This is a genomic window from Streptomyces sp. NPDC104814, from assembly GCF_055583185.1.
The window spans coordinates 1,597,312-1,619,581 of record NZ_JBVJOL010000001.1 but is presented as its reverse complement, the minus strand read 5'-3'; the positions used below and the strand labels follow the sequence as shown (position 1 = coordinate 1,619,581).

Below are 22,270 nucleotides of genomic sequence, written 5' to 3'. Positions count from 1 at the left end.
TGGGTGGTCGGTGGTGCGGCCGTCGGGTCCGCGTGGTCAGCCGTACGCGATCCAGGTCGTCTTGCGGCCCGTGTACTGGTCGAAGGAGTGCAGGGAGAGGTCACGGCCGTGGCCGGACTGCTTGAAGCCGCCGAACGGGGTGGCCGGGCTCAGCGCGTCGACGGTGTTGACGGACACGGTGCCCGCCCGCAGCGCGTCGGCGACGCGGTGCGCGCGGCCGAGGTCCCGGGTCCAGACGGACGCGGCCAGCCCGTAGGCGGAGTCGTTGGCGAGGCGCACGGCCTCGGTCTCGTCGTGGAAGGGCAGCACGGTGAGCACCGGGCCGAACAGTTCCTCCCGCCACAGCGGTGCGTCGGGCCCGAGGCCGGTGACGACGGTGGGGTCGAGGTAGGCGCCGTCGCGGTCGGGGCGGGTGCCGCCGCACACGAGGGTGCCCTGCGACGAGCCGAGTGCGGCCAGGATGCGGTCCACCTGTGCCTCGTCGACGAGCGGTCCGAGGCGGGTGGCCGGGTCGAGCGGGTCGCCCGGCTGCCAGGTGCGCGCGTGGTCGGCGACCCGCGCGGTGAACTCCTCGGCCACCGACGCCTCGACGAGCAGACGGGTGTTCGCCGAGCACACCTGTCCGGCGTTGTAGACGAAGCCCCAGGCGGCGCGTTCCGCGGCGGCCTCGAGGTCGGCGTCGGCGAAGACCAGGTTGGGGCTCTTGCCGCCGGCCTCTGGCCAGACCTGCTTCATGTTCGACTCGGCGGCGTACGCGAGGAAGCGCTTGGCCACGGCGGTGGAGCCGGTGAAGACCAGGCTGTCGACGTCCGGGTGGAGCCCGAGCGCCCGCCCGGTGCTCTCCCCCGGCCCGGGAACGACGTTGAGCACGCCGTCGGGCAGGCCGGCCTGCGCGGCGAGTTCGGCCAGCAGCAGCGCCGACAGCGGTGACTGTTCGGCCGGCTTCAGCACGACGCTGTTGCCGGCGGCCAGGGCGGGCGCCAGTTTCCAACTGGCGATGTCCAGGGGAAAGTTCCACGGCACCACCGCGCCGACGACGCCCAGCGGGGCGCGGCGCACGAGGGCCAGGTTGCCGGGCGGGGCCGGGGCGATCTCGTCGTACAGCTTGTCGACGGCCTCGGCGTACCAGGCGAAGACACCGGTCGCGCCGGGCACGTCGGTGCCGTGCGACTCCGCGATGGGCTTGCCCATGTCGAGGGTGTCGCACAGGGCGAGTTCCTCGCCGTGCTCCTCGATGAGGCGGGCGAGGGCGAGCAGGACCCGCTTGCGCTCCGCCGGTGCGGTGCGTGACCAGCGGCCGTCCTCGAAGGAGGCGCGGGCGGCGGCCACGGCCCGGTCGACGTCGGCGGCCGAGCCGGCCGCCACCTGGGCGGTGACCTTGCCGGTCGCCGGGTTGACGGTCGGGATCCAGTGGTCGTCGGCGGGATCGGCCCACGCTCCGTCGATGAACAGGCGCGTGCGGGGCGCGAGGTCGGCGGCGCGCTGCCGCCAGTGGTCGTACGTCTGCATGCTGTGGCCTTCGATTGCGTCGTCGGGCGTGGCGTACCGGTGCCGGGTTCGGCTCGGAGGTGTTTCCGGGCCGCCTCGGGGGTGCCGCCTCGAAACGGCGGGGGCGCGGCGGGTGGGGGCTCCGGAGGGACGCCCGCACCGTTCTTTGAGTTGAGATTCAAACAATAGGAGAACCGCTCGTCAATGCTGCGGACAGTAACTTCTCCATGGGTTTGATGCGCACAGCAAAGAACCGGCCCGCCCTGCGGAAGGCAGGGCGGGCCGGCTGGCCGGACGGCGTTGATCTCCGGCGGTGGACTCGGCAGTGATCTCCGGCGCTCAGGCCTCGGTGGGCCGGGCGGCGGCGATCCCGCGCAGCAGGTCCATCACCGCGCGGGCGCGGGCGGTCTGGGTCATGCCGTCCACCGAGGCGATCTTGACCTCCAGCGGGGGACCGCCGTCGCGCAGCCGCAGCTCGGCGACCTCGCCGCCGCCGTAGGTCTGGCTGGTCGCGGGCCGCTGGTTGAGCACGGAGTAGCCGAGTCCCTGGGCCACCAGGGAGCGCACGGTCTCGTAGCTGCGGGTGCGGTAGCGGACGTCGGGCGCGGTGCCGGTGGCGGCGACCAGCGAGCGGAAGTAGTCGCGGCTGTGGGCCAGGTCCAGCAGGACCAGCGGTTCCGCGGAGAGTTCGGCGAGCTCCACACTGTCCTGGCCGGCCAGCGGGTGATCGGCGGCGACGATGACGTAGGCCGGGGCCCGGGCGATGGTCTCGCTGCGCAGGTCGGGCCGCGCGGAGAGGCCGAGGTCGTAGGTGAGGGCGAAGTCGACGCGGCCCGCTGTCAGGGCCTCGACGAGCTGGTCCGTCTCCGCCTCCAGCACGTCGATCTCGATGCCCGGGTAGCGCCGGGTGCACTCGCTGAACAGGGGCGGCAGATAGGAGGGGGCCAGGGTCACGAAACAGCCGACGGTCACGGGGCCGGAGATCGTCTCCCCGTCGCCGCGAGCCTCCCGTGCGATCTCGCGGGCGCGGGCCAGCAGGTCCCGCGCCTGCTGCTGCAGCCGCTCGCCGGCCGGGGTGAGGGTCAGGCCCCGGCCCCGCCGGCGGATGAACAGCTGCACCTGGAGGTCCCGCTCGAGGTTGTAGATGGCCGCGGACACGGCGGACTGCGCGATGTGCAGTTCCGCCGACGCCTCCGTCATCGAACCCCGCTCGGCCGCGACGAGGAAGTAGCGCAGCTGAACGAGCGTGAAACCCACTGGTGACGTCATACGTGAACCTTGTGCCGGTGACCTCTGTCCGGGACGACCTTATGCGGCTCCCACTCCGGCCGGCGGCTGCCGGGGGCAGGCGACCGGCTAGCGGGGCCGGGTGCGGGCGGCGCCCCCGGCCGGCGGGCAGCTGGGGCGGTCGGCGCCCCGGCCGGCCGTCGTCGGGGGCGGTCGGCGCACGGCTGCCGGGAGCCGCGGGCGCAGGCGCATCGGCCGGCGGACCCCTCGGCAACCCGGCTAGCGGGTCCCCGGGGTGGTCGGCGCCGCCGGGAGGTCCTGCGGGGCCGGGGTCTTCGGCGGCTGATCGCCGGTGGCCGCGCCCTGCGCCATGGCCTCCTTGTCCTCCGGGCGCAGCAGGGCGGAGCCGGCCGTCTCCCGCAGGGACAGCGCGGCGACGAGCCCGCCGGCGGCGAACACCATCAGGTACGGGCCGGGCACCAGCGTGCTGCCGGTCGCGGAGATGAGCACGGTCATCAGGTACGGCACGGTGCCGGCGAACAGCGCGGCGGTGAGGTTGTACGCGATGGACAGTCCGCTCTGCCGGGTGCGGGTGGGGAAGGCCTCCGCCGACCACACCGCGTACGTGCCGAGGATCGCCGCCAGGATCACGCCGAGCAACAACCCCGCGGCCCAGGTCCCGGCGAGCCCCGTGCGCATCAGCCAGAAGGCCGGGGTGGACACGACGAGCAGGGCCGCCGTCGCGCCGACGAACACCGGTTTGCGCCCCACCCGGTCGGACAGCAGACCGAACACCGGCACGAGGACGAGGCCGAGCAGCGAGATCACCGTGGACAGCAGGGCGGCGCTGTCGGCCGAGTGGCCCAGGTGGTCCGTCTCGTAGGTGACGAGGTAGGTGAGCACGGCGTAGAAGGGCACGTGCATCGCCGCCATCAGACCCGCCGCCTGGAGCAGTTGCCGCTTGTGGGAGCGCAGCAGCTCCCGTGCCGGGCTGCGCGGGACGGAACCGCCCGCTTCGAGCATCCGGTACTCGGGCGTGTCCTCGATCTTGGTGCGGATGATGTACCCGATGACGCCGAGGGGCGCGGCGACGAGGAAGGGGATGCGCCAGCCCCAGGACGTCAGCTGGGCGTCGTCGAGTCCGGTGGACAGCAGCAGGAAGGCGAACGAGCCGGCGAGGAAGCCCAGCAGGGAGCCGACCTCCAGCCAGCTGACGCCGAATCCGCGACGGTGCCGGGGCGCGCTCTCGGCGAGGAAGCTCGCCGCGCTGCCGAACTCGCCGCCCGCGGCGAAGCCCTGGATCAGGCGCAGGACGACCAGGAGCACCGGGGCGGCGGTGCCGATCGAGGCGTAGCCGGGCAGCAGTCCGATCGTCAGGGTCGCGCCGGACATCAGGAAGATGACCAGCGACAGGGTGCGCTTGCGGCCGATCCGGTCGCCGAGCGGGCCGAACACCAGGGCCCCGATGGGCCGGATGCCGAACGACACGGCGAAGACGCCGAAGACGGCGAGCAGCCCCGTCGTGCTGTTCTCGGCCGGGAAGAACACCGTGGCAACGGTGCCGGCGAGATAGGCGTAGGCGGCCCAGTCGAACCAGTGCACGAACACGCCGACGGCGCCCGCGGCGACGTTTCTGCGCAGGGCGACCGCGTCGGCGGCCGTCGCGGCCTCGGCCGGCGGGCCGCCGATGTTGCTGGTGCGCATGCGCACCTCCTTGGGGATGGGGTGGGGAAGCCGGAGTCGAGCGGGGTGGCCGGCGTGCTGCTGTCAGCGCGCGGGCAGGCCGGTCAGGGCGGCCGGGCTGGTGAGGTCGCGCAGTTGGGTCTCGCTGAGCAGCTCGCGCTCACGGACGAGGTCGAGCGCGGGCCGGCCGGTGTGGTGCGCCTCCAGGGCGAGGGCGCAGGCGGTCTCGTAGCCGAGGGCGGGGCTGAGCGCGGTGACCACGCCGGTGGAGGCGGCGACGGTCCGGGCGAGCCGGTCCCGGTCGGCGGTGATGCCGCGCACGCAGTGCTCGGCCAGGACGCCGATCCCCGCGCCGAGATGGTCGAGGCCGGCACTCAGGGACCGGTAGATGACCGGCTCGAAGGCGTTCAGCTGGAGCTGGCCTCCCTCGGCGGCGAGGGTGACGGTGACGTCGTTGCCGATGACCTCGAACGCGATCTGGTTGACCGCCTCGGGGATCACCGGGTTGACCTTGCCCGGCATGATGGACGAACCGGCCTGGCGCGGGGGCAGACTGATCTCGCCGAGGCCGGCCTGCGGCCCCGAGGACAGCAGGCGCAGGTCGTTGCAGATCTTCGACAGCTTGACGGCGATGCGCTTGAGCACGCCGGACAGCTGGACGAAGACGCCGACGTCCTGGGTGGCCTCGACGAGGTCGGGCGCGGACACCAGGGTCGGTATGCCGGTCAGCCGGCGCAGGTGCTCCAGGGCGCGTCCGCGGTAGCCGGGGCGGGCGTTGAGGCCGGTGCCGATCGCCGTGCCGCCGAGGTTCAGCTCGTGCAGCAGCAGCCGGGCCTCCGCCAGCCGCTGCTCGTCCTCGGCGAGGGTCGCGGCGAACGCCCCGAACTCCTGGCCCAGTGTCATGGGCACGGCGTCCTGCAGCTGGGTGCGGCCCATCTTCAGCACGTCGGCGAACTCGGCGGCCTTGGCGGCGAACGCCTCGCGCAGGCCGGCCAGGGCGGCGAGCAGTTCGGCGATGTGCGCGTCCAGCGCCAGTTTCACGGCGGTGGGATAGACGTCGTTGGTGCTCTGCCCGAGGTTGACGTGGTCGAGGGGGTGCAGGACCGCGTACTCCCCGCGGCACCGCCCCAACAGCTCCAGGGCCCGGTTGGCGACGACCTCGTTGGCGTTCATGTTGGTCGAGGTGCCCGCGCCGCCCTGGATGAGGTCGACGACGAACTCTTCGCGCAGCGCGCCCGCGCCGATCTCGGCGCAGGCGTCCGCGATCGCGGCCGCGCGTGTGCCGTCCAGGGCGCCGACGTCGGCGTTGGCGCGGGCAGCGGCGTGCTTCACCGCCGCCAGGGCGGCGATCAGGTGCGGCCGGGCGGCGAGCGTCTCCCCGGTGAGGGGGAAGTTGGCGACCGCCCGGACGGTGTGCGCGCCGTAGTAGGCGTGTGCCGGTACGTCCACCTCGCCGAGCATGTCGTGCTCGGTGCGGTGCCCGTGGTCCGCCGGGGCGGTGTGCCGGGGGCCGGATGTCAGGGACATCGGTGTCCTTGGGGTCGTAGGAAGTCGGGGGTCGCGGCGGCGTATGCGGGGCCAACGGCCCGTGCCCAGGAGCGGCGCCCACGGGGTCCGTCTCGTCGCACGAGGCTGATCCACGCGGCCGGGCGGGCCGTTGTCCGCGTCATGCCTCTCCTCCCCCGCCCGCCGTGGCGCGGTCGACGCCGGTCCAGGCCAGCGCCGTCGCGCCGTCGAGCAGGGCCCGTTGGGCCGCTGCGCCCACGCAGTACGCGGCGAACTCGTGCTGGTGGTTGGTGGCGGGCAGGGAACCGATGCCGATGTAGGGGTGGATGGCCGGCACCACCTGGGAGACGTTGCCCATGTCGGTGGAGGCGCGGTTCATCCGGGCGGCCTGGCCGGGCGGCGCGAACTGCCGTCCCAGAGCGAGGGCGTTGGCGCGGTAGTGCCCGAGGGCGCGGTCGTCCGTGCGGAACTCCGCGTACGGCTTGCTCTCAGGTTCGATCTCCAGCGCGCAGCCGGTCGCGAGGGCGCCGGCCTCGAAGGCCCGCATGACCCGGGGTTCCAGCTCGGCCAGTTCGGCGAGCGTCTCGGCGCGTACGTACCAACGGCCCGTGGAGCGCTCGGGGATGGCGTTCGGGGCGTCCCCGGCGTGCGTGACCACGCCGTGCACGCGGGCCGAGCCCGGCAGTTGCTGGCGCAGCAGACCGATCGCGACCTGGGCCACGGTGAAGGCGTCGGCCGCGTTGACCCCGGCCTCCGGATAGGCCGCGGCGTGCGCGGACTTGCCGGTGTAGGAGACCCGGGAGTGGCTGACGGCGAACGGGCGGGCCTCGGCGACGTCGACCGGAGCCGGATGCACCATCATCGCGAGGTCCACCCCGGTGAACGCGCCCCGGTCCAGCATCTCGATCTTGCCGCCGCCGCCCTCCTCGGCCGGTGTGCCGTAGACCTCGACGGTCAGGCCGGCGTCGTCGGCGACGGCGGCCAGGCCGAGCGCGGCCCCGACCGAGGACGCCGCGATCAGGTTGTGCCCGCAGGCGTGGCCGAGGCCCGGCAGCGCGTCGTACTCCGCGCACAGCGCGATCCGCAGGGGCCCGCTGCCGAACCGGGCATGGAACGCCGTGTCCAGGCCCAGGTAGGACGAGGTGACGTCGAAGCCGGCGCGGTCGAGCAGGTCCGGCACGCGGGCGGCGGCCCGGTGCTCCTCCCAGGCGGTCTCCGGGTCGGCGTGCAGCCCCTCGGACAGGCCGGTCAGCTCCTCGGCGCGACGGCCGACCGCCTGCCGGGCGGCCTCCTTCAGCGCACCCACGGCCGCCTTCGGCAGCGCCCGCGCGGCCGACTCCTCGTGCGCCCCGACAGCCACCTCCATCGACGCGCCCGCGGCCGTCTGCGTCGGCGCGGCCGCGGTCGTCTCCCTCCGCGCGCCGCTCACAGGTCGCCCGGGACGCCGTACGACGGTGCGGAGGCCGGGTCGAGGCCGCGCCGCACGTAGTCGTCGCGCTGCGGCAGCCAGACCCCGACGAGTTCGGCGAGCCGCTCCACCGGATCGTCGGCCCAGTCCACTCGCAAGTCGGTCACCCGCCAGTCCACGTCCGCGACGACCGCCAGTCCGGCGGAGTGCACCGGCCCCTCCTCGCCGCCGGCCGCGACGGCGGCCCTGAGCGCGGTGAGCAGCCGCTCCTCCAGCTCTCCGGTGGCCGAGGTGTAGGCGTCGAGGAGGACGCCGGGGATGTGCGCGCCGGAGAGCATGTTGCCGGCCGCCACCGCGCCGTCCGCGGTGACCGAGGCGTGCGTGCCGAGCGTCCGGGCGCCGCTGTGGGCGAACCCGGGGCCGGTGCGGCCCAGGACGGTCAGCTGGCGGTACTCGATGGTCTTGGCGGTGTCCGGCGCTGCGGTGACGTCGGCGAGGGCGCGCTCGGCGTCGCCGTGGGCGGTCAGCCCGTCGAGCAGGCGCATGCCGAGGGTGGGGTCGGTGACGTTCTGCGACGCGGCCGCGCCGATCCCGGGCCGCAGATGGGCGACGCGGGCGGCGACCGCCGGGCTCGAGGAGCTGACCACGATGCCGAACCGGTCACCGTCGCGTACCACGAGGGAGAGGGTCATGCCCGGTCCTCCTCGGGGATCACGGCGACGGCGTCGATCTCGCACAGCCAATCCGGGCGGGCGAGGGCGGAGACGACCAGACCGGTGGAGATGGGGTGCACGCCCTTGGTCCAGCGGCCCACGGTGCGGTACACCGCCTCGCGGTAGCGCGGGTCGATCAGGTAGACGGTCAGCTTGACCAGGTGCTCCATCCGGCTGCCCGCTTCCTCGAGCAGCATCTTGATGTTGGCCATGGCGCGCTCCGCCTGCGCCTCGGCGTCGCCGATGCCGACGGACTCGCTGGTGTCGAGGTCCTGGCCGATCTGGCCCCGGACGTAGACGGTGTCGCCGGCGACGACGGCCTGGCAGAGGTCGTTGTCCAGGCTCTGCTCGGGATAGGTGTCGCGGGTGTTGAACGGCCGGATGCGGGTGTGCCCGCCGGTGACGATCGGGGCGTTCACCTGGCGGCCCTCGCTCGTGGACGTCATCGTCTCCTCCTCAGTTCCCGACGGGGGCCGGCGCGGTGCCGGACCGGTCGGTGGTGCCGTACGCGAGGTAGCCCCGCTGGATGGTGATGTGGTCGGCGATGTGGCGGGCGTCGTGCCACACGCCCCAGATGAAGCTCGACCCGCGCCGGGACAGCCAGGGCAGGCCCAGGAAGTAGACGCCGGGTTCACGGGACACGCCCCGCCGGTGGTCCGGGCGGCCCCGGTCGTCGAAGGCGTCGACCTGCAGCCAGCCGTAGTCGGTGGCGAACCCCGTCGCCCAGACGATCGAGGCGACGCCGGCCGCGGCCAGGTCGAGCTCGAGGCGCGGTGTGCTCACGCAGTCGGGGTCCGGCCCGAGGAGGTGGGCCTCGGGTTCCTCGGGGAAGTCCAGCCCGTTGCGCTCGACGTAGGCGTCGGCGGCCTTCAGGAAGGCGAGGTACTTGGCGTCGCCGTCGGCGATGTTCGTGGCGAGATCCGGCGCGAAGCGCAGCACGCCGTTGTCGTACGACGCGGTCAGCCCGACGAGTTCGACACCGGAGGCGGCCAGGGCGCGGAAGTCCACGGTGTGACCGCCGTGGGCGCCGCTGACCGCGATGGTGACGTGCTCGGCCCCCTGGGGAGGAGTCTCCGCGTCCCAGATCCCGAGCACGCCGAGCCACCAGCAGAAGTCCCGGCCGCGGTACTGACGGGGAGGACGGTCGTGGGGCCCCACCGACAGCAGGACCCGGCGGCCGGAGCGGCGCAGCTCGTCGGCGATCTGGACGCCCGAGGATCCGGCTCCGACCACGAGGACCGCGCCGTCGGGCAGCTGCCCGGGGTTGCGGTAGCCGCTGGAGTGCAGCTGCACGGTGACGGCGCCGTCCGGGACGATGGGCGGGATCACCGGCCGCTGGAACGGCCCGGTCGCGGCCACGACGAACCGCGCGTCGATGGTGCCCTCGGAGGTCTCGACGCGAAAGCCGGCCCGGCCGGTGTGCCGGCGCACGGAGGTCACCTCGACGCCGCACCGGACCGGGGCGCCGACCTTCTCGGCGTACGCGGCCAGGTAGTCCGCGACCTGCTCCTTCGAGGCGAACCCGTCGGGGTCGACATCGGGGAACTCCAGACCCGGGAAGCGGTCGTGCCAGGCGGGCCCGTTCGCGACCAGGGAGTCCCACCGCTCCGAGCGCCACCGCTCGGCGACCCGGTGCCGCTCCAGGACCAGGTGCGGTATGCCCTGGGCGCCCAGGTGCTCGCTCATCGCCACGCCGGCCTGGCCCGCTCCGACGACGACTACTTCGGTCTCTTCATTCGGCATTTCAGCCTCCACTCAGGCGGTAGTCCATCCCGGTGCCGCGTCGACCGTGCTACCGCGAGCACCATCCTGTGGGCGGCCGGAAAAGCTGTCCAACAGATGTTTCCGGGGAAGGGGATCGGTTTTTCCGATGTGGAAGCCGGTCAAAAAATCGCCGGGAAAAATTCCGCGGCGATGTCGAGAACCGGGGATGTGCTCCGTCCCCGGGGTGAACGCGACCACAATGGGTCGCACCCGCACCAAGGAGACGGACCATGGCCAAGTACCTGCTGCTGAAGCACTACCGCGGCGCCCCGGAACCCGTGAACTGCGCACCCATGGACCAGTGGACCCCGGACGAGATCTCCGCTCACATCCAGTACATGCAGGACTTCGCGGCCCGGCTGGAGAAGACGGGCGAGTTCGTCGACGGTCAGGCGCTCGCCCCCGAGGGTGCCTGGGTCCGCTACGACGGCGAGGGGCGCCCGCCGGTCACCGACGGCCCGTTCGCCGAGACCAAGGACCTCATCGCCGGCTGGATGGTGATCGACGTCGACAGCTACGAGCGCGCCGTCGAGCTGGCCGGGGAGCTCTCCGCCGCGCCCGGCGCCGGGGGCAAGCCGATCCACGAGTGGCTGGAGGTGCGCCCGTTCCTCGCGGCGCCCCCCACCGTCCCGGAGTGCCCGCACGGATGAACGAGACCCTGCTGCGCGCCCTCACCCCGAGCGTGCTCGCCGTCCTCGTCCGCCGCGGAGCCGATTTCGCGGCGGCCGAGGACGCCGTCCAGGACGCCCTGGTGGAAGCGGTCCGTGTCTGGCCGGCCGACCCGCCGCGCGACGCGAAGGGCTGGCTGGTCACCGTGGCCTGGCGCAAGTTCCTGGACGCGGCCCGCTCGGACGCCGCCCGCCGCCGGCGGGAGGACGTCGTCGACGGCGAGCCCGCGCCCGGCCCGGCACCGGGGGTGGACGACACGCTCCAGCTGTACTTCCTGTGCGCCCACCCGTCGCTGACCCCCGCGTCCGCCGTCGCGCTCACGCTGCGCGCCGTCGGGGGCCTGACCACCCGTCAGATCGCTCAGGCGTACCTGGTGCCCGAGGCGACCATGGCGCAGCGGATCAGCCGCGCGAAGCGGACCGTGTCCGGGGTGCGCTTCGACCAGCCCGGCGACGTGGCCACCGTGCTGCGGGTCCTGTATCTGGTCTTCAACGAGGGCTACTCCGGTGACGTCGACCTGGCCGCGGAGGCGATCCGGCTCACCCGGCAGCTCGCGGCCCATGTCGACCATCCCGAGGTGGCGGGCCTGCTCGCCCTCATGCTGCTGCACCACGCGCGGCGCGCCGCGCGGCTCGCGCCCGACGGCAGCCTGGTCCCGCTCGCCGAGCAGGACCGGGCCCGCTGGGACACCGCGGCGATCGCCGAGGGCGTGGCGATCCTGCAGGCGGCGCTCGCACGCGACCGGCTGGGCGAGTTCCAGGCCCAGGCTGCCGTCGCCGCGCTGCACGCCGACGCGCGCACGGCAGAGGAAACCGACTGGGTGCAGATCGTCGAGTGGTACGACGAACTGGTGCGGCTGACGGACAGCCCGCTGGTCCGCCTCAACCGCGCCGTCGCCGTCGGCGAGGCCGACGGACCCCGCGCGGGCCTGGCGGCGCTCGCGGAACTGGACCCCGCCCTGCCCCGCCACACCGCGGTCGCGGCCCACCTGCACGAGCGCGACGGCGACCTCGCGGCGGCGGCACGGCTGTACGCCGAGGCGGCGCACAAGGCGCCCAACCTCGCCGAACGCGACCACCTCACCCGCCAGGCCGCCCGGCTCAACTCCCGCCTGCACGGCTGACGAGCCGGGCGGCGGGAGGGTGGCGGCCGATCGTCAACCCCCGCCGTACGCGGTCGCGGTGGCGGTGTGACGGCCGCCGGGGCGGCAGGGGCACGGCGCCTTCGCGTCAGACGATCTCCTTGTGCGAGGTGACGACGACCCCGTAGAGGTCGGCGATGGTGGCGAGGGCGGCGTGGTGCACCTGGCCGGCGTCCAGATCGGTGCCGGCGACCGGCAGGGAGCGGGTCGCGGTGGCGTCGGCGACGACCGTCGGGCGGTTGCCGCGCAGGAAGGCGCCCTCGGCGGTGAACGCCACGCACATGTGCGTCATCCAGCCGGCCAGGATGACATCCTGGCCGTCGGGGACGTGCGCGCCCAGGTCGGTGCCGTGGAAGGCGTTCGGGACCTGCTTGACGACGACGGCCTCGCCCTCCACGGGTGCGAGGCGCGGGTGGATCCGCCCGATCTCGGCCCGGATGTCGTACGGCGTTCCCTCGCCGCCGTCGTTGACGACGTGCACGACCTTCGTGCCCGCGGCCCGGGCGCGCGCGAGCAGTTGCCCGGCGGCGTCGAGGGACGCCTCCCACCCGTCCAGTGCCATCACGCCCTGGGTGTAGGTGTTCTGGAAGTCGATGAGGATGAGCGTGGAGTCGGCGAGCTTCGCGGGCGTCTCGTCGAAGCCGTTGAGCTGTCGCAGTGTCGTCCTGGACATGGGTGTGCCCCCTGGTGGTGTCGGGTGGGATGTGCGGCCCGGGCGGTGCGCCGGGCCGCGTCCCTCACGCTATGCAGCGGCACCGATGGCGGCAATGACGTCTAACATGCAGATACGGACACGCCGTTCACGTGGGGGGATTCGTGCCGGGGAGCATCGGACGACTCGTCGTCATCGTCGTCTTCGAAGGGGTCGACCTGCTCGACGTCACCGGTCCGCCGGAGGTGTTCTCGCTGGCCCGGCGTGAGACGCGGGAGGCGGCGGACTACGAGGTCGTGCTGGCGGCCGAGACGCCGGAGCCCGTCGTCACCGGTGCGGGTGTCCGGGTGCTCCCGGACACCACGTTCGAGCAGGTCGCGGCCCGCCGTATCGACACTCTCATCGTGCCCGGATCGGTCGAGGTGGACGGCGAGCGCCGTGTGCACCCCTTGGTCGACGCCGGGCTCGTGCGCCGGGTCGGGCAGCTCGCCTCCTCCAGCCGGCGGATCACGTCGGTGTGCGTCGGCGCGCACATCCTCGCCGCCGCGGGCCTGCTGGACGGCAGACGAGCCACCACGCACTGGTCCACCGCGCAGCGTCTCGCCGCCGACCACCCGGAGGTCGAGGTCGACGCCGACCCCATCTTCATCCGGGACGGCGACGTCTGGACCGGGGCGGGGATCAGCGCCTGCCTCGACCTGTCGCTCGCCCTCATCGCCGACGACCTCGGCGAAGCGGTCGCACTGCGGGTGGCCCGGCAACTGGTGATGTACCTCAAACGCCCGGGCGGGCAGAGCCAGTTCAGCGTTCCGCTGGAACAGGTCTCCACCACGCGCCGCATCGAGGACCTCCGGCACCACATCATGCGCAACGTCGGCGGGCCGCTGACCATCGCGGACCTCGCCGCCCACGCACATGTCAGCGAGCGGCATCTGACCCGGCTCTTCAAGACCGAGCTGGGGACGACGCCGCACGCCTACATCGAGTCCGTCCGCGTCGAGAAGGCGCGCGCCGAACTGGAGTCCACCGACGCCACCTTGGACCGCATCGCGTCCCTCACCGGGTTCGGCACGACGGACACCCTGGTCCGGGCGTTCCGCCGCCGCCTGAACACCACGCCGACGGAGTACCGGCGCAGGTTCAGGACCCCGCGGGCGGTCTGAGGTCCGGGCGGGCCCGGGTCAGGCGACCGTCAGGACGATCTTGCCGGTGGTGCGGCCCTGCTCACCGATCTCGTGCGCCTCGGCCGCCTGCGCGAGCGGCAGGACCGTCTCGACCACCGGCTTCAGCGCGCCCCGCTCCGCCAGGGCGGCGATCTCGCGCAGCCCCAGGTGGTCGGGCTCGACCAGCACCCAGGCCGCCCGCACCCCGTCAGGGGCGGTGGGGACGTCGTCGGGGCCGGGCAGGGTGATCAGCCGGCCGCCGTCGCGGAGCACCGCGAGGGAGCGCTCGGCGGTCTCTCCGCCCAGGCCGTCCAGGACGACGTCGACATCGCTCACGACGTCCTCGAAGCGCACCGCACGGTAGTCGACCACCTCGTCCGCGCCGAGCCGTCGCACCAGGTCGTGCTTGGCGGCGCTGGCCGTGCCGATGACATGGGCGCCGCGGGCCTTGGCGATCTGCACCGCGAAGTGGCCGACCCCGCCGGCGGCCGCGTGCACCAGCACCCGCTCGCCGGGCCGCACGTCCGCCGCGTCCACCAGCGCCTGCCAGGCGGTCAGCGCGGCCAGCGGCAGCGCCGCCGCCTCGACATGGGTCAGGTTGGCCGGCTTCGGGGCGAGGTGCCGGGCCGGTGCGACGACGTACTCGGCGTAGGCGCCGGCCTGGCGGGGGAACAGCGGCATGCCGAAGACCTCGTCACCGGGGCGGAAGATCCCCACGCCGGGTCCGACGGCCTCGACGGTCCCCGACACGTCCCAGCCGACGGCCGGCACGTCGCCCCACTCGATGAGGCCGCCGCTCGCCCGGGTCTTCCAGTCCACCGGGTTCACTCCGGCCGCGTGCACCCGCACCAGGACCTCGTTCAGGCCGGGCTCCGGGCGCTCCAGCTCACGCTCGACCAGGACCTCGGGACCGCCCCACTGCTCCACGACCACTGCACGCATGCTGTCCGACTCACTTTCCGTACTCGACCGGCTCGGCGCCGGGACGTTCCCGGCGCGACGCGGACAACTCTGCGGCACGGGGACCGGCCGCGGGATTGGCCGTCCGGCCACTATGTGACAGGATCTGGCCATGAGTACGGCGCAGCAGACGACCACCCGGCCCGAGCGGAACAGCACGCGGGCAGCGACGCGGCCGCACCGCGTGGCGGTTCTCGCCCTGCCCGGGGTGCCGCCCTTCGAGCTGGGCATCCCCTCGCGCGTCTTCGGCAGCGTGCAGGACGCCGGGGGCCGCCCGCTCTACGACGTCACCGTCTGCACCGCCGACGGCGCCCCCGTGCTCAGCGACGCCGGGTTCACCGTGCAGCCGGCGGCAGGACCGGAGGCCCTGGCCGACGCGGACACCGTGATCGTCCCGCCCACGCACGCCATGCCCGAGCTCGGCCGCGGCGGCCCGCTGCCCCCGGAGGTCACCGCTGCCATCGCCGGCATCCGGCCCGGGACCCGGCTCGTGTCCATCTGCACCGGCTCCTACGTCCTCGCGGCGGCCGGTCTGCTCGACGGCCGCCCGGCGACCACCCACTGGAACCTGGCGCCCGAGTTCCGCCGGGCCTACCCGAGGGTCAAGGTGGACGAGGACGTCCTCTTCGTGGACGACGGCGATGTGCTCACCTCCGCGGGCGTGGCGGCGGGCGTCGACCTGTGCCTGCACCTGATCCGCCGCGACCACGGCGCGGCCGCCGCCAACCGGGCCGCCCGTATGTGCGTCGTGCCGCCGTGGCGGGACGGCGGGCAGGCCCAGTACATCGACCGCCCGGTCCCCGAGCCGACCCTGGCCAGCACCACGGCGACGCGTGCCTGGGCTCTGGAGCACCTCGGCGAGCCGCTGTCCCTCGCCCAGCTCGCCGAGCACGCCCGGATGAGCCTGCGTTCCTTCACCCGGCGCTTCCGCGACGAGGTCGGCATGACCCCGGTGCAGTGGCTCACCGCCCAGCGCCTGGAGCTGGCCAAGCAGTTGCTGGAGACGACGGACCTGACGATCGACCTCGTGGCGCACCGGGCCGGCTTCGGCTCGGCGAACTCCCTGCGCGCGCACATGCGGGCGGCGTTCGGGATCTCACCCGCCGCCTACCGGCGCACGTTCAGCCCCCATGACGTGGCGGCGGCCGCGGGCTGAGGCGTCGGCGCACGCGGATCCGGCGGCCGGTCCTTCAGCGGTGGCGCGTTCCCGGGGCGAGCGCCGCGTGCAGTGAGGGGGCGAGGATCCGGCGGATCTCGGCGGGGGTGAGGGCGGCAGCCGTCGGGAGGGGGTTGAGATAGCGGGTGTAGATCAGTCCGCCGAGGACGGTGACCACAGCGGTGGCGCGCGCGGTGGCGGTACGGCCCCCGAGAAATTCAACGAGACGGGCCAGGAGTTCGGATTCCAGATAGTCCCGGACGGCCGCGGCGACCTCGTCCCCCTGGCTGGTGAGCCGGCGGAACCCGGGGTCCTCCCACATCCCGGTCACCGTGTCGATAAGACGGTCGGGCAGGGTGGCCGGGTCGCCGGCCAGGACGCGGTCGACGGTGAGCGCGTTGGCGCAGTGGACCTGCATGACGTCGGCGAACAGGGCTTTCTTCGACCCGAAGTGGTAGGCGATCGCGGCCGGGTCCACCCCGGCGGCCTCGGCCACGGCGCGCAGCGTGGTGGCACGGTAGCCGCGCTCGACGAAGAGCGGGCGGGCGGCGGAGACGATCGACGCGCGGGTGGGCGGGTTGCCGCGGGGACGGCCCCGCCCCCGGGGGCCGGCCTGCGCGGGAGACGGCGTTTTATTCATCGGCGTTGAGCTTGCGCCGCCCCGACCGGCAGGGTCAAGGGCGTTCCGCCGCCCGTACGAAGGGAAGGACCCGCCGTCATGCGTATCACCGTCTTCGGAGCCAATGGACCCACCGGCCGCCGGCTCGTCGACCAGGCTCTCGCCGCCGGCCACGAGGTCGTCGCCGTGACCCGGCGGCCCGGGTCGATCGCCGAGCGTCCGGGCCTGTCCGTGGCGGTCGCCGACGCCACCGATCCGGCCGGCGTCGGCGCGGCGGTCGGCGGTGCGGACGCCGTGCTGTCGGTCCTGGGCACCCCGTACAGCAAGAAGGAGATCACCACGTACTCCGCGAGCGCCCGGGCGATCACGGAGGCGATGGCCCGGCACGGGATCAAGCGTCTCCTCGCGGTGAGTTCGAGCATCGCGGACCCGCACTGGCGTCCCACCGGTGCACACTTCTTCAACCATGTGCTCGACCCGCTGGTGAACCGCCGCCTCGGCCGCACCCTGCACGAGGACATGCGCCGTATGGAGGCCGTGATCCGTGAGACGGACCTCGACTGGACGCTCGTACGGCCCTCCGGGCTGTTCGAGCACCCGGTGGTGACGGACTATCACACGGCGGAGACGAGCGCGGACGGGGTGTTCACCGCTCGCTCCGATCTGGCCGCGAGCATGCTCCGCGAGCTGGGTGAGCGCCGGTATGTGCGCACCGCGATGGGGGTGATCACCACGGCGGTGAAGCCGAACATCGCCAAGCTGATCTGGAACGAGGGCGTGAAGAAGAAGTGAGTGCACCCACTGCGGGCGTGCGAAAGACTTCAACAAGCCAAAGTCGTGGTCAGCGGGGGTGGTTGGAGGGGAAGATGGTGGCCATGACGCATGAAGGCTCCGCCATCGACTCCACCAAGCCCAGTATCGCCCGTGTGTACGACTACCTGCTCGGCGGCAAGGACAACTACGCCGTGGACCGGGAGATCGGTGACGTCTTCAAACGTGACCTTCCCGGTTCCGTGGCGATCGCCTTCGCCAACCGGGCGGCCCTGACCCGGGCGGTGCGGGAGATCGCGACGACCACGGACGTACGGCAGTTCGTCGACCTGGGAAGTGGTCTGCCGACCGCCGACAACGTGCACCAGGTCGCGCAGCGGCACGCGCCGGAGTCCCGCGTCGTCTACGTCGACATCGATCCCCAGGTGCTGGTGCACGGGCGGGCGTTGCTGGAGGAGAACGAGCACACCCGGGTCGTCCCGGCGGACGTGCGCGATCCCGAGGCGATCCGCAACCACCCGGACACCGTGGAGCTGATCGACTTCGACCGGCCGGTCGCCGTCATATTCAGTGCCATCCTCCACCACGTCAACGACGAGGAGGACCCCGCGGCCATCGTGCGCTACTGGCGCGAACAGGTGCCCGCCGGGAGCTACTTCTTCGTCAGCCACTTCCGTTCCGGCAACAACCCCGAGACGGAGGAGGCGGAGAAGGTCCTCCAGCAGACCTTCGGCCGCGGCCGGTGGCGCAACGACGAGGAGATCGAGGCCCTGCTGGAGGGCCTGGAGATCCTCGAGCCGGGTGTCGTCCCCGCCAGCCTGTGGCGTCCCGACGTCGTCGACAGCCGCTGGAACCGCGGCGGCGGGCAGCGGGAACTCACCGTCTGGGAACACCTGATCTCCGCCGGACTGGCCAGGAAGTCCTGATCGCTCCTGCGTCTAGGGGGTGTCTCGTCGATCAGGCCGGATCAGGGAGCGGCGTCTGGTGCCGTGCATCGCAAGGCGGAGGAGGGAGCCGATGCGGAGCATTGGGGGTCCCCCCTGCTCGTAGAGCTTGGGGGAGACTGACGACAACGCGGCGAGGTGCGGTGCCAGACGCCGCGAGCCCGGCATGATCGGCGAGACGCCCCCTAGGCTGTGGGCATGACCGAGGTCGCGGTGGTGCAGCTGCTGGTGTCACCGGCGCACCGGCTGTCCGGCCGGCCCGCGGACGGGCCCGCGCCAGGACCGGACGACGAGTCGGTGACACGGGTCGAGGTGCGCCGCGGGCTGGGTCTGGTCGGTGACCGCTACTACGGCAGGGCCGCCCACCGGGACGCCTCGGTGACGCTGATGTCGGCGGAGAACCTCCCCCGGGACATCGACCCGGACGCCGGCCTGCGGCACACCCGGCGCAACGTCCTGCTCAGCGGGGTCGACATCGACTCCTTCGTCGGTGCGACGATCTCCCTGGACTGCGGCACCGGGCCCGTCGTTCTCGCCGTGAACCGTCCCGCGCGGCCCTGCGCCTGGATGGACGTGACCATCGGTCCGGGGGCGCAGCGGGCCCTGCGGGGCAAGGGCGGTGTGCGGTGCACGCCCCTGAGCGACGGGGTGATCACGCTGGGACCGGCGACGTTCCAGGTGCTGAGCGAGCCGGGCGCGGCGCCCTGACGGGGCAAGCGCCCTGACCGGGCAGGCCGGCCGTCACGCCGCGGCGGTGAGGGGGTGCGCTCAGCGGTCGGACTGCTCCCCGCCCGGCTCTTCCCGCTCGTCCCGCTCTTCCGGCTCTTCCCGCTCTTCCCGCTCGTCCGGCCCTTCCCGCTCTCCCGGTTCTCCCGGCTCGCTCGCGGGGGTGAGCAGGTCGTCCCGGCCGGCCAGGGCTTCGAGGGAGAGCGTGCGGTAGCCGACGTCGTCGAAGAGCACAGTGATGCGGTCCCCGTCCTCGCTCAGCACCGTGCCCCTCCCCCACCGGCCGTGCCGCACGGCCGTCCCGACCGGATAGGCGCCGGCGTCCGGATGCACGGCCTGCGTCTCGTCCCGTGTGCCGTCGCCGCCCTCGGCCCGCCTGGCGTCGCAGATGTCGCAGTTCCCGCACGGGGCCTCGTACTCCTCGCCGAAGTACCCCAGCAGGAACCGCCGCCGGCAGCCGGTCGTCTCGGCGTAGGCCCGGGCCATGTCGACCCGGGAGCGGTCCATGCGCTGATGGGCCTCGGCGCTTTCCTCCGCTCGCTCCACCGCCCGGGCCGGCTCGGTGTCCGGTTCGGGCCGGACGGCGCCCGAGGCGTCCGTGACCACGGCCCCGGCCTCCTCCAGCAGGTTCACGGCGGTGGTGACCCTGGTGCGGGACAGGCCGGTGTCCTGGCGCAGTTCGTCGAGCCCCGCCGGATCGTCCGCGTGATCGTGGACGGCCCGTACGACCGCGTCGACGGTGTCCGTGCCGGGGGCGCGACCGGTGAAGTAGGCCTGCATCCCGGTGTCCTCGGGACGGTAGTGCAGGACGGCCAGGGCGGGCCGTCCGTCCCGGCCGCACCGGCCGATCTCCTGGTAGTAGGCGTCCAGGGAACCCGGCAGCGCGGCGTGCAGCACGAACCGCACGTCCTCCTTGTCGATGCCCATCCCGAAGGCCGTGGTCGCCACCACCACGTCCGCCTTGCCCGCCAGGAACGCCTCGTGGATCCGCCGGCGTTCCGCGGCGCGCAGGCCCGCGTGGTACGCCTCGGCGGCGAGTCCGAGCGAGGCCAGCTCCGCGGCGTAGTGCTCGGTGTCCTTGCGCGTCGCGGCGTAGACGATGCCGGGCTTGGCTTCGGCCGCCGCCCGCTCGACGACCAGGCGGCGCCGTTCGTCGTCCTGGAGGTGGCGGTGGACCTCGAGCCGGATCTCGGGGCGGTCGAAGCCGGTGACGAGGTGCCGGGGCCGGTCCATGCCGAGCCGCTCGACGATGTCCTGGCGCACGGGCGGCGCCGCGGTCGCGGTGAGCGCGAGGACGGGAGGCCGGCCCAGGCGCCGTACGGCCTGGGCGAGGCGGAGGTAGTCGGGCCGGAAGTCATGGCCCCAGGACGACACGCACTGGGCCTCGTCGACCACGAACAGGGCGGGGCGCGCCTCGGCCAGCCGCCGCACCACCTCGTCCTTGGCCAGCTGCTCCGGGGACAGGTAGACGTAGGTGACCCCGCCGCCGCGCACCGCCTCCCAGGCCGCCTCGGTCTCGGCCGCGGAGAGGTCGGAGTTCACGGCGACGGCACCCGGTCCGCGCTCGCCGCCGGGCAGCCCGGCGATCTGGTCCCGCTGCAGGGCGAGCAGCGGCGAGACGACCACCACGGGTCCCGGCAGCAGCAGGGCGGGGACCTGGTACACGGCGGACTTGCCGGCTCCGGTCGGCATCACGACGAGGGTGTCCCGTCCCTCGAGCACCCATTCCATCGCGGTGAGCTGCTCGGGTCGCAGCTCGTCCCAGCCGAACACCTCGGCGGCGGTCTCCCGCAGACGCCGGGCCCGCCGTGCGCCGTCACGGGGTCCGTCGCCGGTCATGGCCACTCCTTCGCTCCGCCTTCGGGGAGCGGCTCGTACCCCGCCCCGCACGGCTGTGCTGGGTACCCCCGGCTGCCGCCACCACGCACCGGGCCGGGTGACCCGTCGAGTACGGCAGGCCGTTTCCGGGCCGGGGCGCCGGGGAACCCGCGGCGGATCGGAAGAGAGACGACCTGACGCGGTGGCAGCGTGTGGCAGGCCCCGCGACCCCGGCGAAGGGCGGGCGACCATGTCCCCGATCACGGACGACGCCCCCGACGACACGCTCGACGTCCACTTCATCGGCAACGCGACGGTCCTGCTGCGGTACGGGCCGCTCACCCTCCTGACCGATCCGAACTTCCTGCACCGCGGGCAGTACGCCTACCTCGGGTACGGGCTGCTGAGCCGGCGGCTGACCGAACCGGCCCTGGACGTGGACGAACTGCCCCGCCTCGACGGGATCGTGCTCTCCCATCTGCACGGGGACCACTGGGACCGGCGGGCGCGCCGGGGCCTGGACCGCAGTGTGCCGGTGCTGACCACGCCGCACGCCGCGCGCCGGCTGAGAGTACTGCACGGCTTTCCCCGTACGGCGGGGCTGCGCGCGTGGCGGCACTTCACCCTGCGGCGCGGTGAGGCGCAGGTGAGGGTCACGGCTCTGCCGGCGCGGCACGCCGGTCACCCGGTGCTGCGCGGGCTGCTGCCGCCGGTGATGGGCAGCATGCTGGAGTTCGGCCCGCCGGGGCGCCCCGCGCGGCTGCGGCTGTACGTCTCGGGCGACACCCTGCCGTACGAGGGGCTGGCCGAGATCGCCACCCGTTTCCCCGCCGCCGATCTGGCCGTCCTGCACCTGGGCGGCACCCGTCTTCCCGGCGGGTTCGTGGTCACCATGGACGGCGCGCAGGGCGCGGAACTCGCCCGGCATCTCGCGCCCCGGCGCATCCTGCCGGTCCACTACGGCGACTACACGGTGATGCGCTCACCGCTGTCCGCGTTCCTCGCCGAGGCCGACCGGGCCGGTCTGGGTGACCGCGTCGTCGTCTGCGGCCACGGCGGACGGCTGCGGCTCGCCCCGGGGACGGCTCCGGCCCTGCTGTGAGCGGTGCCGGCGTGTGCGGTCCCGCCGCGCGCCGCCCGGGTGCGAGCGGCCCCGTACTCCGGGGGCCGGCGAGGCCCGCGCCGCGCCCGGCGGGTGTGACACTGGGAGACAGGAGCCGCCTGTCGACGACACGCGGGAGGAGTTCGAAATGAGCCAGGTCGGAAGCCGTCCGTCGGGTCTTCTCCAGCCGCTGGGGGCCGTCACCTCGGGGCTCCGGCGCCTGCCGGGAGCCGAGCAGGTGGGCCGGTTCGCCGACGGTGCGCTGGACCGGATCGGAGCGATCTCCCCGCGCGGCCGCCGGCTGGCCGTCTACACCGGGGCCGGCGTGCTGGGTGTCGCCGGAGTGGTGGAGTGGCCCGTGGCGCTCGCGGGCGCCGCCGTCGCCTGGCTGACCCAGCCGCGTCCCGAACGCGGCACGCAGGAGGGCGCGGGCCGGGGCACCGGCAGCGTCCCGGGCGAACGGCACGAGGACGAGCGGAGCGGGCCGGCCGACGGGGCCGAGGGGCCCGGCCCGGTGCCCGTGCACACCGACGGCGCCGCCACGGAGGACGACCAGGGCGCGGGCGACCGGCTCGCCCCGTCCCGCTTCCACCGCGGCGGGCCCGAGGAGCATGTGCACGAGGAGCCCGCCAAGGTCGGAGACCCGGCCACGGCGTCGGCGCTCAAGCAGGTCGCGGAGGCCTCGGCGCATCACCACGGTCCGGATCACCGGCCCCCCTGACCGCGGCACCGCCGACCTCGGGCCGGCTGGCTGCGGCCC

The 22,270-nt window shown here is 73.7% G+C and carries 21 protein-coding genes; 9 read left to right on the top strand and 12 right to left on the bottom strand.

What is annotated here, in order from left to right; all coding sequences use genetic code 11:
• Positions 1 to 36: 36 nt before the first annotated feature.
• From ACZ64A_RS06895 to ACZ64A_RS06860, 8 genes are all read right to left on the bottom strand, one after another.
• Complete coding sequence (locus tag ACZ64A_RS06895) at positions 37 to 1,509, bottom strand: aldehyde dehydrogenase family protein (RefSeq protein ID WP_469808693.1); 1,473 nt, start codon at positions 1,507 to 1,509, stop codon at positions 37 to 39.
• A gap of 318 nt (positions 1,510 to 1,827) precedes the next feature.
• Entirely contained in the window at positions 1,828 to 2,757 is a 930-nt protein-coding gene (locus ACZ64A_RS06890) for a LysR substrate-binding domain-containing protein (RefSeq protein ID WP_469808692.1), read from the bottom strand.
• A gap of 237 nt (positions 2,758 to 2,994) precedes the next feature.
• Positions 2,995 to 4,419, bottom strand: a complete 1,425-nt coding sequence (locus tag ACZ64A_RS06885; RefSeq protein WP_469808691.1) for an MFS transporter — start codon at positions 4,417 to 4,419, stop codon at positions 2,995 to 2,997.
• Positions 4,420 to 4,482: 63 nt separating this feature from the next.
• Positions 4,483 to 5,925: an aspartate ammonia-lyase gene (locus ACZ64A_RS06880; protein WP_469808690.1), complete on the bottom strand. Its 1,443-nt coding sequence runs from the start codon at positions 5,923 to 5,925 to the stop codon at positions 4,483 to 4,485.
• Between the two features lie 139 nt (positions 5,926 to 6,064).
• Complete coding sequence (locus tag ACZ64A_RS06875; protein WP_469808689.1) at positions 6,065 to 7,270, bottom strand: M20 family metallopeptidase; 1,206 nt, start codon at positions 7,268 to 7,270, stop codon at positions 6,065 to 6,067.
• Between the two features lie 59 nt (positions 7,271 to 7,329).
• Positions 7,330 to 8,004, bottom strand: coding sequence for a DUF1028 domain-containing protein (locus ACZ64A_RS06870; RefSeq protein WP_469808688.1), 675 nt, complete (start codon positions 8,002 to 8,004; stop codon positions 7,330 to 7,332).
• On the bottom strand, positions 8,001 to 8,471 hold the full coding sequence (locus ACZ64A_RS06865) for a RidA family protein (RefSeq protein ID WP_469808687.1): 471 nt from the start codon (positions 8,469 to 8,471) through the stop codon (positions 8,001 to 8,003). Before ACZ64A_RS06865 ends, ACZ64A_RS06870 begins: the two co-directional genes overlap by 4 nt.
• 10 nt (positions 8,472 to 8,481) lie before the next feature.
• A complete protein-coding gene (locus ACZ64A_RS06860; RefSeq protein ID WP_469808686.1) occupies positions 8,482 to 9,768 on the bottom strand; it encodes a flavin-containing monooxygenase in 1,287 nt (428 codons plus the stop codon).
• Between the two features lie 251 nt (positions 9,769 to 10,019).
• Between ACZ64A_RS06860 and ACZ64A_RS06855 the strand changes: the two genes are divergently transcribed.
• Positions 10,020 to 10,439 carry a YciI family protein gene (locus ACZ64A_RS06855; protein ID WP_469808685.1) on the top strand — a complete coding sequence of 140 codons (420 nt, stop codon included), beginning with the start codon at positions 10,020 to 10,022 and terminating at the stop codon, positions 10,437 to 10,439.
• Positions 10,436 to 11,581 (top strand): RNA polymerase sigma factor, encoded by a 1,146-nt coding sequence (locus ACZ64A_RS06850; protein WP_469808684.1) that lies wholly within the window; start codon positions 10,436 to 10,438, stop codon positions 11,579 to 11,581. Before ACZ64A_RS06855 ends, ACZ64A_RS06850 begins: the two co-directional genes overlap by 4 nt.
• 106 nt (positions 11,582 to 11,687) lie before the next feature.
• On the opposite strand, the gene ACZ64A_RS06845 is transcribed toward ACZ64A_RS06850, so the two are convergent.
• Positions 11,688 to 12,272 carry a cysteine hydrolase family protein gene (locus ACZ64A_RS06845; RefSeq protein ID WP_469808683.1) on the bottom strand — a complete coding sequence of 195 codons (585 nt, stop codon included), beginning with the start codon at positions 12,270 to 12,272 and terminating at the stop codon, positions 11,688 to 11,690.
• Between the two features lie 143 nt (positions 12,273 to 12,415).
• Between ACZ64A_RS06845 and ACZ64A_RS06840 the strand changes: the two genes are divergently transcribed.
• Positions 12,416 to 13,414 (top strand): GlxA family transcriptional regulator, encoded by a 999-nt coding sequence (locus ACZ64A_RS06840; RefSeq protein WP_469808681.1) that lies wholly within the window; start codon positions 12,416 to 12,418, stop codon positions 13,412 to 13,414.
• Between the two features lie 18 nt (positions 13,415 to 13,432).
• On the opposite strand, the gene ACZ64A_RS06835 is transcribed toward ACZ64A_RS06840, so the two are convergent.
• Positions 13,433 to 14,356 (bottom strand): NADP-dependent oxidoreductase, encoded by a 924-nt coding sequence (locus tag ACZ64A_RS06835; RefSeq protein ID WP_469808680.1) that lies wholly within the window; start codon positions 14,354 to 14,356, stop codon positions 13,433 to 13,435.
• A 130-nt stretch (positions 14,357 to 14,486) separates the two neighbouring features.
• On the opposite strand from ACZ64A_RS06835, the gene ACZ64A_RS06830 reads away from it, so the two are divergent.
• Positions 14,487 to 15,530 (top strand): GlxA family transcriptional regulator, encoded by a 1,044-nt coding sequence (locus tag ACZ64A_RS06830; RefSeq protein ID WP_469808679.1) that lies wholly within the window; start codon positions 14,487 to 14,489, stop codon positions 15,528 to 15,530.
• 34 nt (positions 15,531 to 15,564) lie between these two features.
• Here ACZ64A_RS06830 and ACZ64A_RS06825 read toward each other — a convergent pair whose 3' ends face one another.
• Positions 15,565 to 16,170: a TetR/AcrR family transcriptional regulator gene (locus ACZ64A_RS06825; RefSeq protein WP_469808677.1), complete on the bottom strand. Its 606-nt coding sequence runs from the start codon at positions 16,168 to 16,170 to the stop codon at positions 15,565 to 15,567.
• A gap of 78 nt (positions 16,171 to 16,248) precedes the next feature.
• Here ACZ64A_RS06825 and ACZ64A_RS06820 point away from each other — a divergent pair, with 78 nt between their 5' ends.
• From ACZ64A_RS06820 to ACZ64A_RS06810, 3 genes are all read left to right on the top strand, one after another.
• Positions 16,249 to 16,941 (top strand): NAD(P)-dependent oxidoreductase, encoded by a 693-nt coding sequence (locus ACZ64A_RS06820; protein ID WP_469808676.1) that lies wholly within the window; start codon positions 16,249 to 16,251, stop codon positions 16,939 to 16,941.
• Between the two features lie 83 nt (positions 16,942 to 17,024).
• Positions 17,025 to 17,846 (top strand): SAM-dependent methyltransferase, encoded by an 822-nt coding sequence (locus tag ACZ64A_RS06815; RefSeq protein ID WP_469808675.1) that lies wholly within the window; start codon positions 17,025 to 17,027, stop codon positions 17,844 to 17,846.
• 216 nt (positions 17,847 to 18,062) lie between these two features.
• Positions 18,063 to 18,572 carry a molybdenum cofactor biosysynthesis protein gene (locus tag ACZ64A_RS06810; protein WP_469808674.1) on the top strand — a complete coding sequence of 170 codons (510 nt, stop codon included), beginning with the start codon at positions 18,063 to 18,065 and terminating at the stop codon, positions 18,570 to 18,572.
• A gap of 60 nt (positions 18,573 to 18,632) precedes the next feature.
• On the opposite strand, the gene ACZ64A_RS06805 is transcribed toward ACZ64A_RS06810, so the two are convergent.
• Positions 18,633 to 20,429 carry a RecQ family ATP-dependent DNA helicase gene (locus tag ACZ64A_RS06805; RefSeq protein WP_469808673.1) on the bottom strand — a complete coding sequence of 599 codons (1,797 nt, stop codon included), beginning with the start codon at positions 20,427 to 20,429 and terminating at the stop codon, positions 18,633 to 18,635.
• A 229-nt stretch (positions 20,430 to 20,658) separates the two neighbouring features.
• On the opposite strand from ACZ64A_RS06805, the gene ACZ64A_RS06800 reads away from it, so the two are divergent.
• A complete protein-coding gene (locus ACZ64A_RS06800) occupies positions 20,659 to 21,510 on the top strand; it encodes an MBL fold metallo-hydrolase (protein WP_469808672.1) in 852 nt (283 codons plus the stop codon).
• Between the two features lie 148 nt (positions 21,511 to 21,658).
• On the top strand, positions 21,659 to 22,231 hold the full coding sequence (locus ACZ64A_RS06795) for a hypothetical protein (RefSeq protein ID WP_469808671.1): 573 nt from the start codon (positions 21,659 to 21,661) through the stop codon (positions 22,229 to 22,231).
• Positions 22,232 to 22,270: the final 39 nt, after the last annotated feature.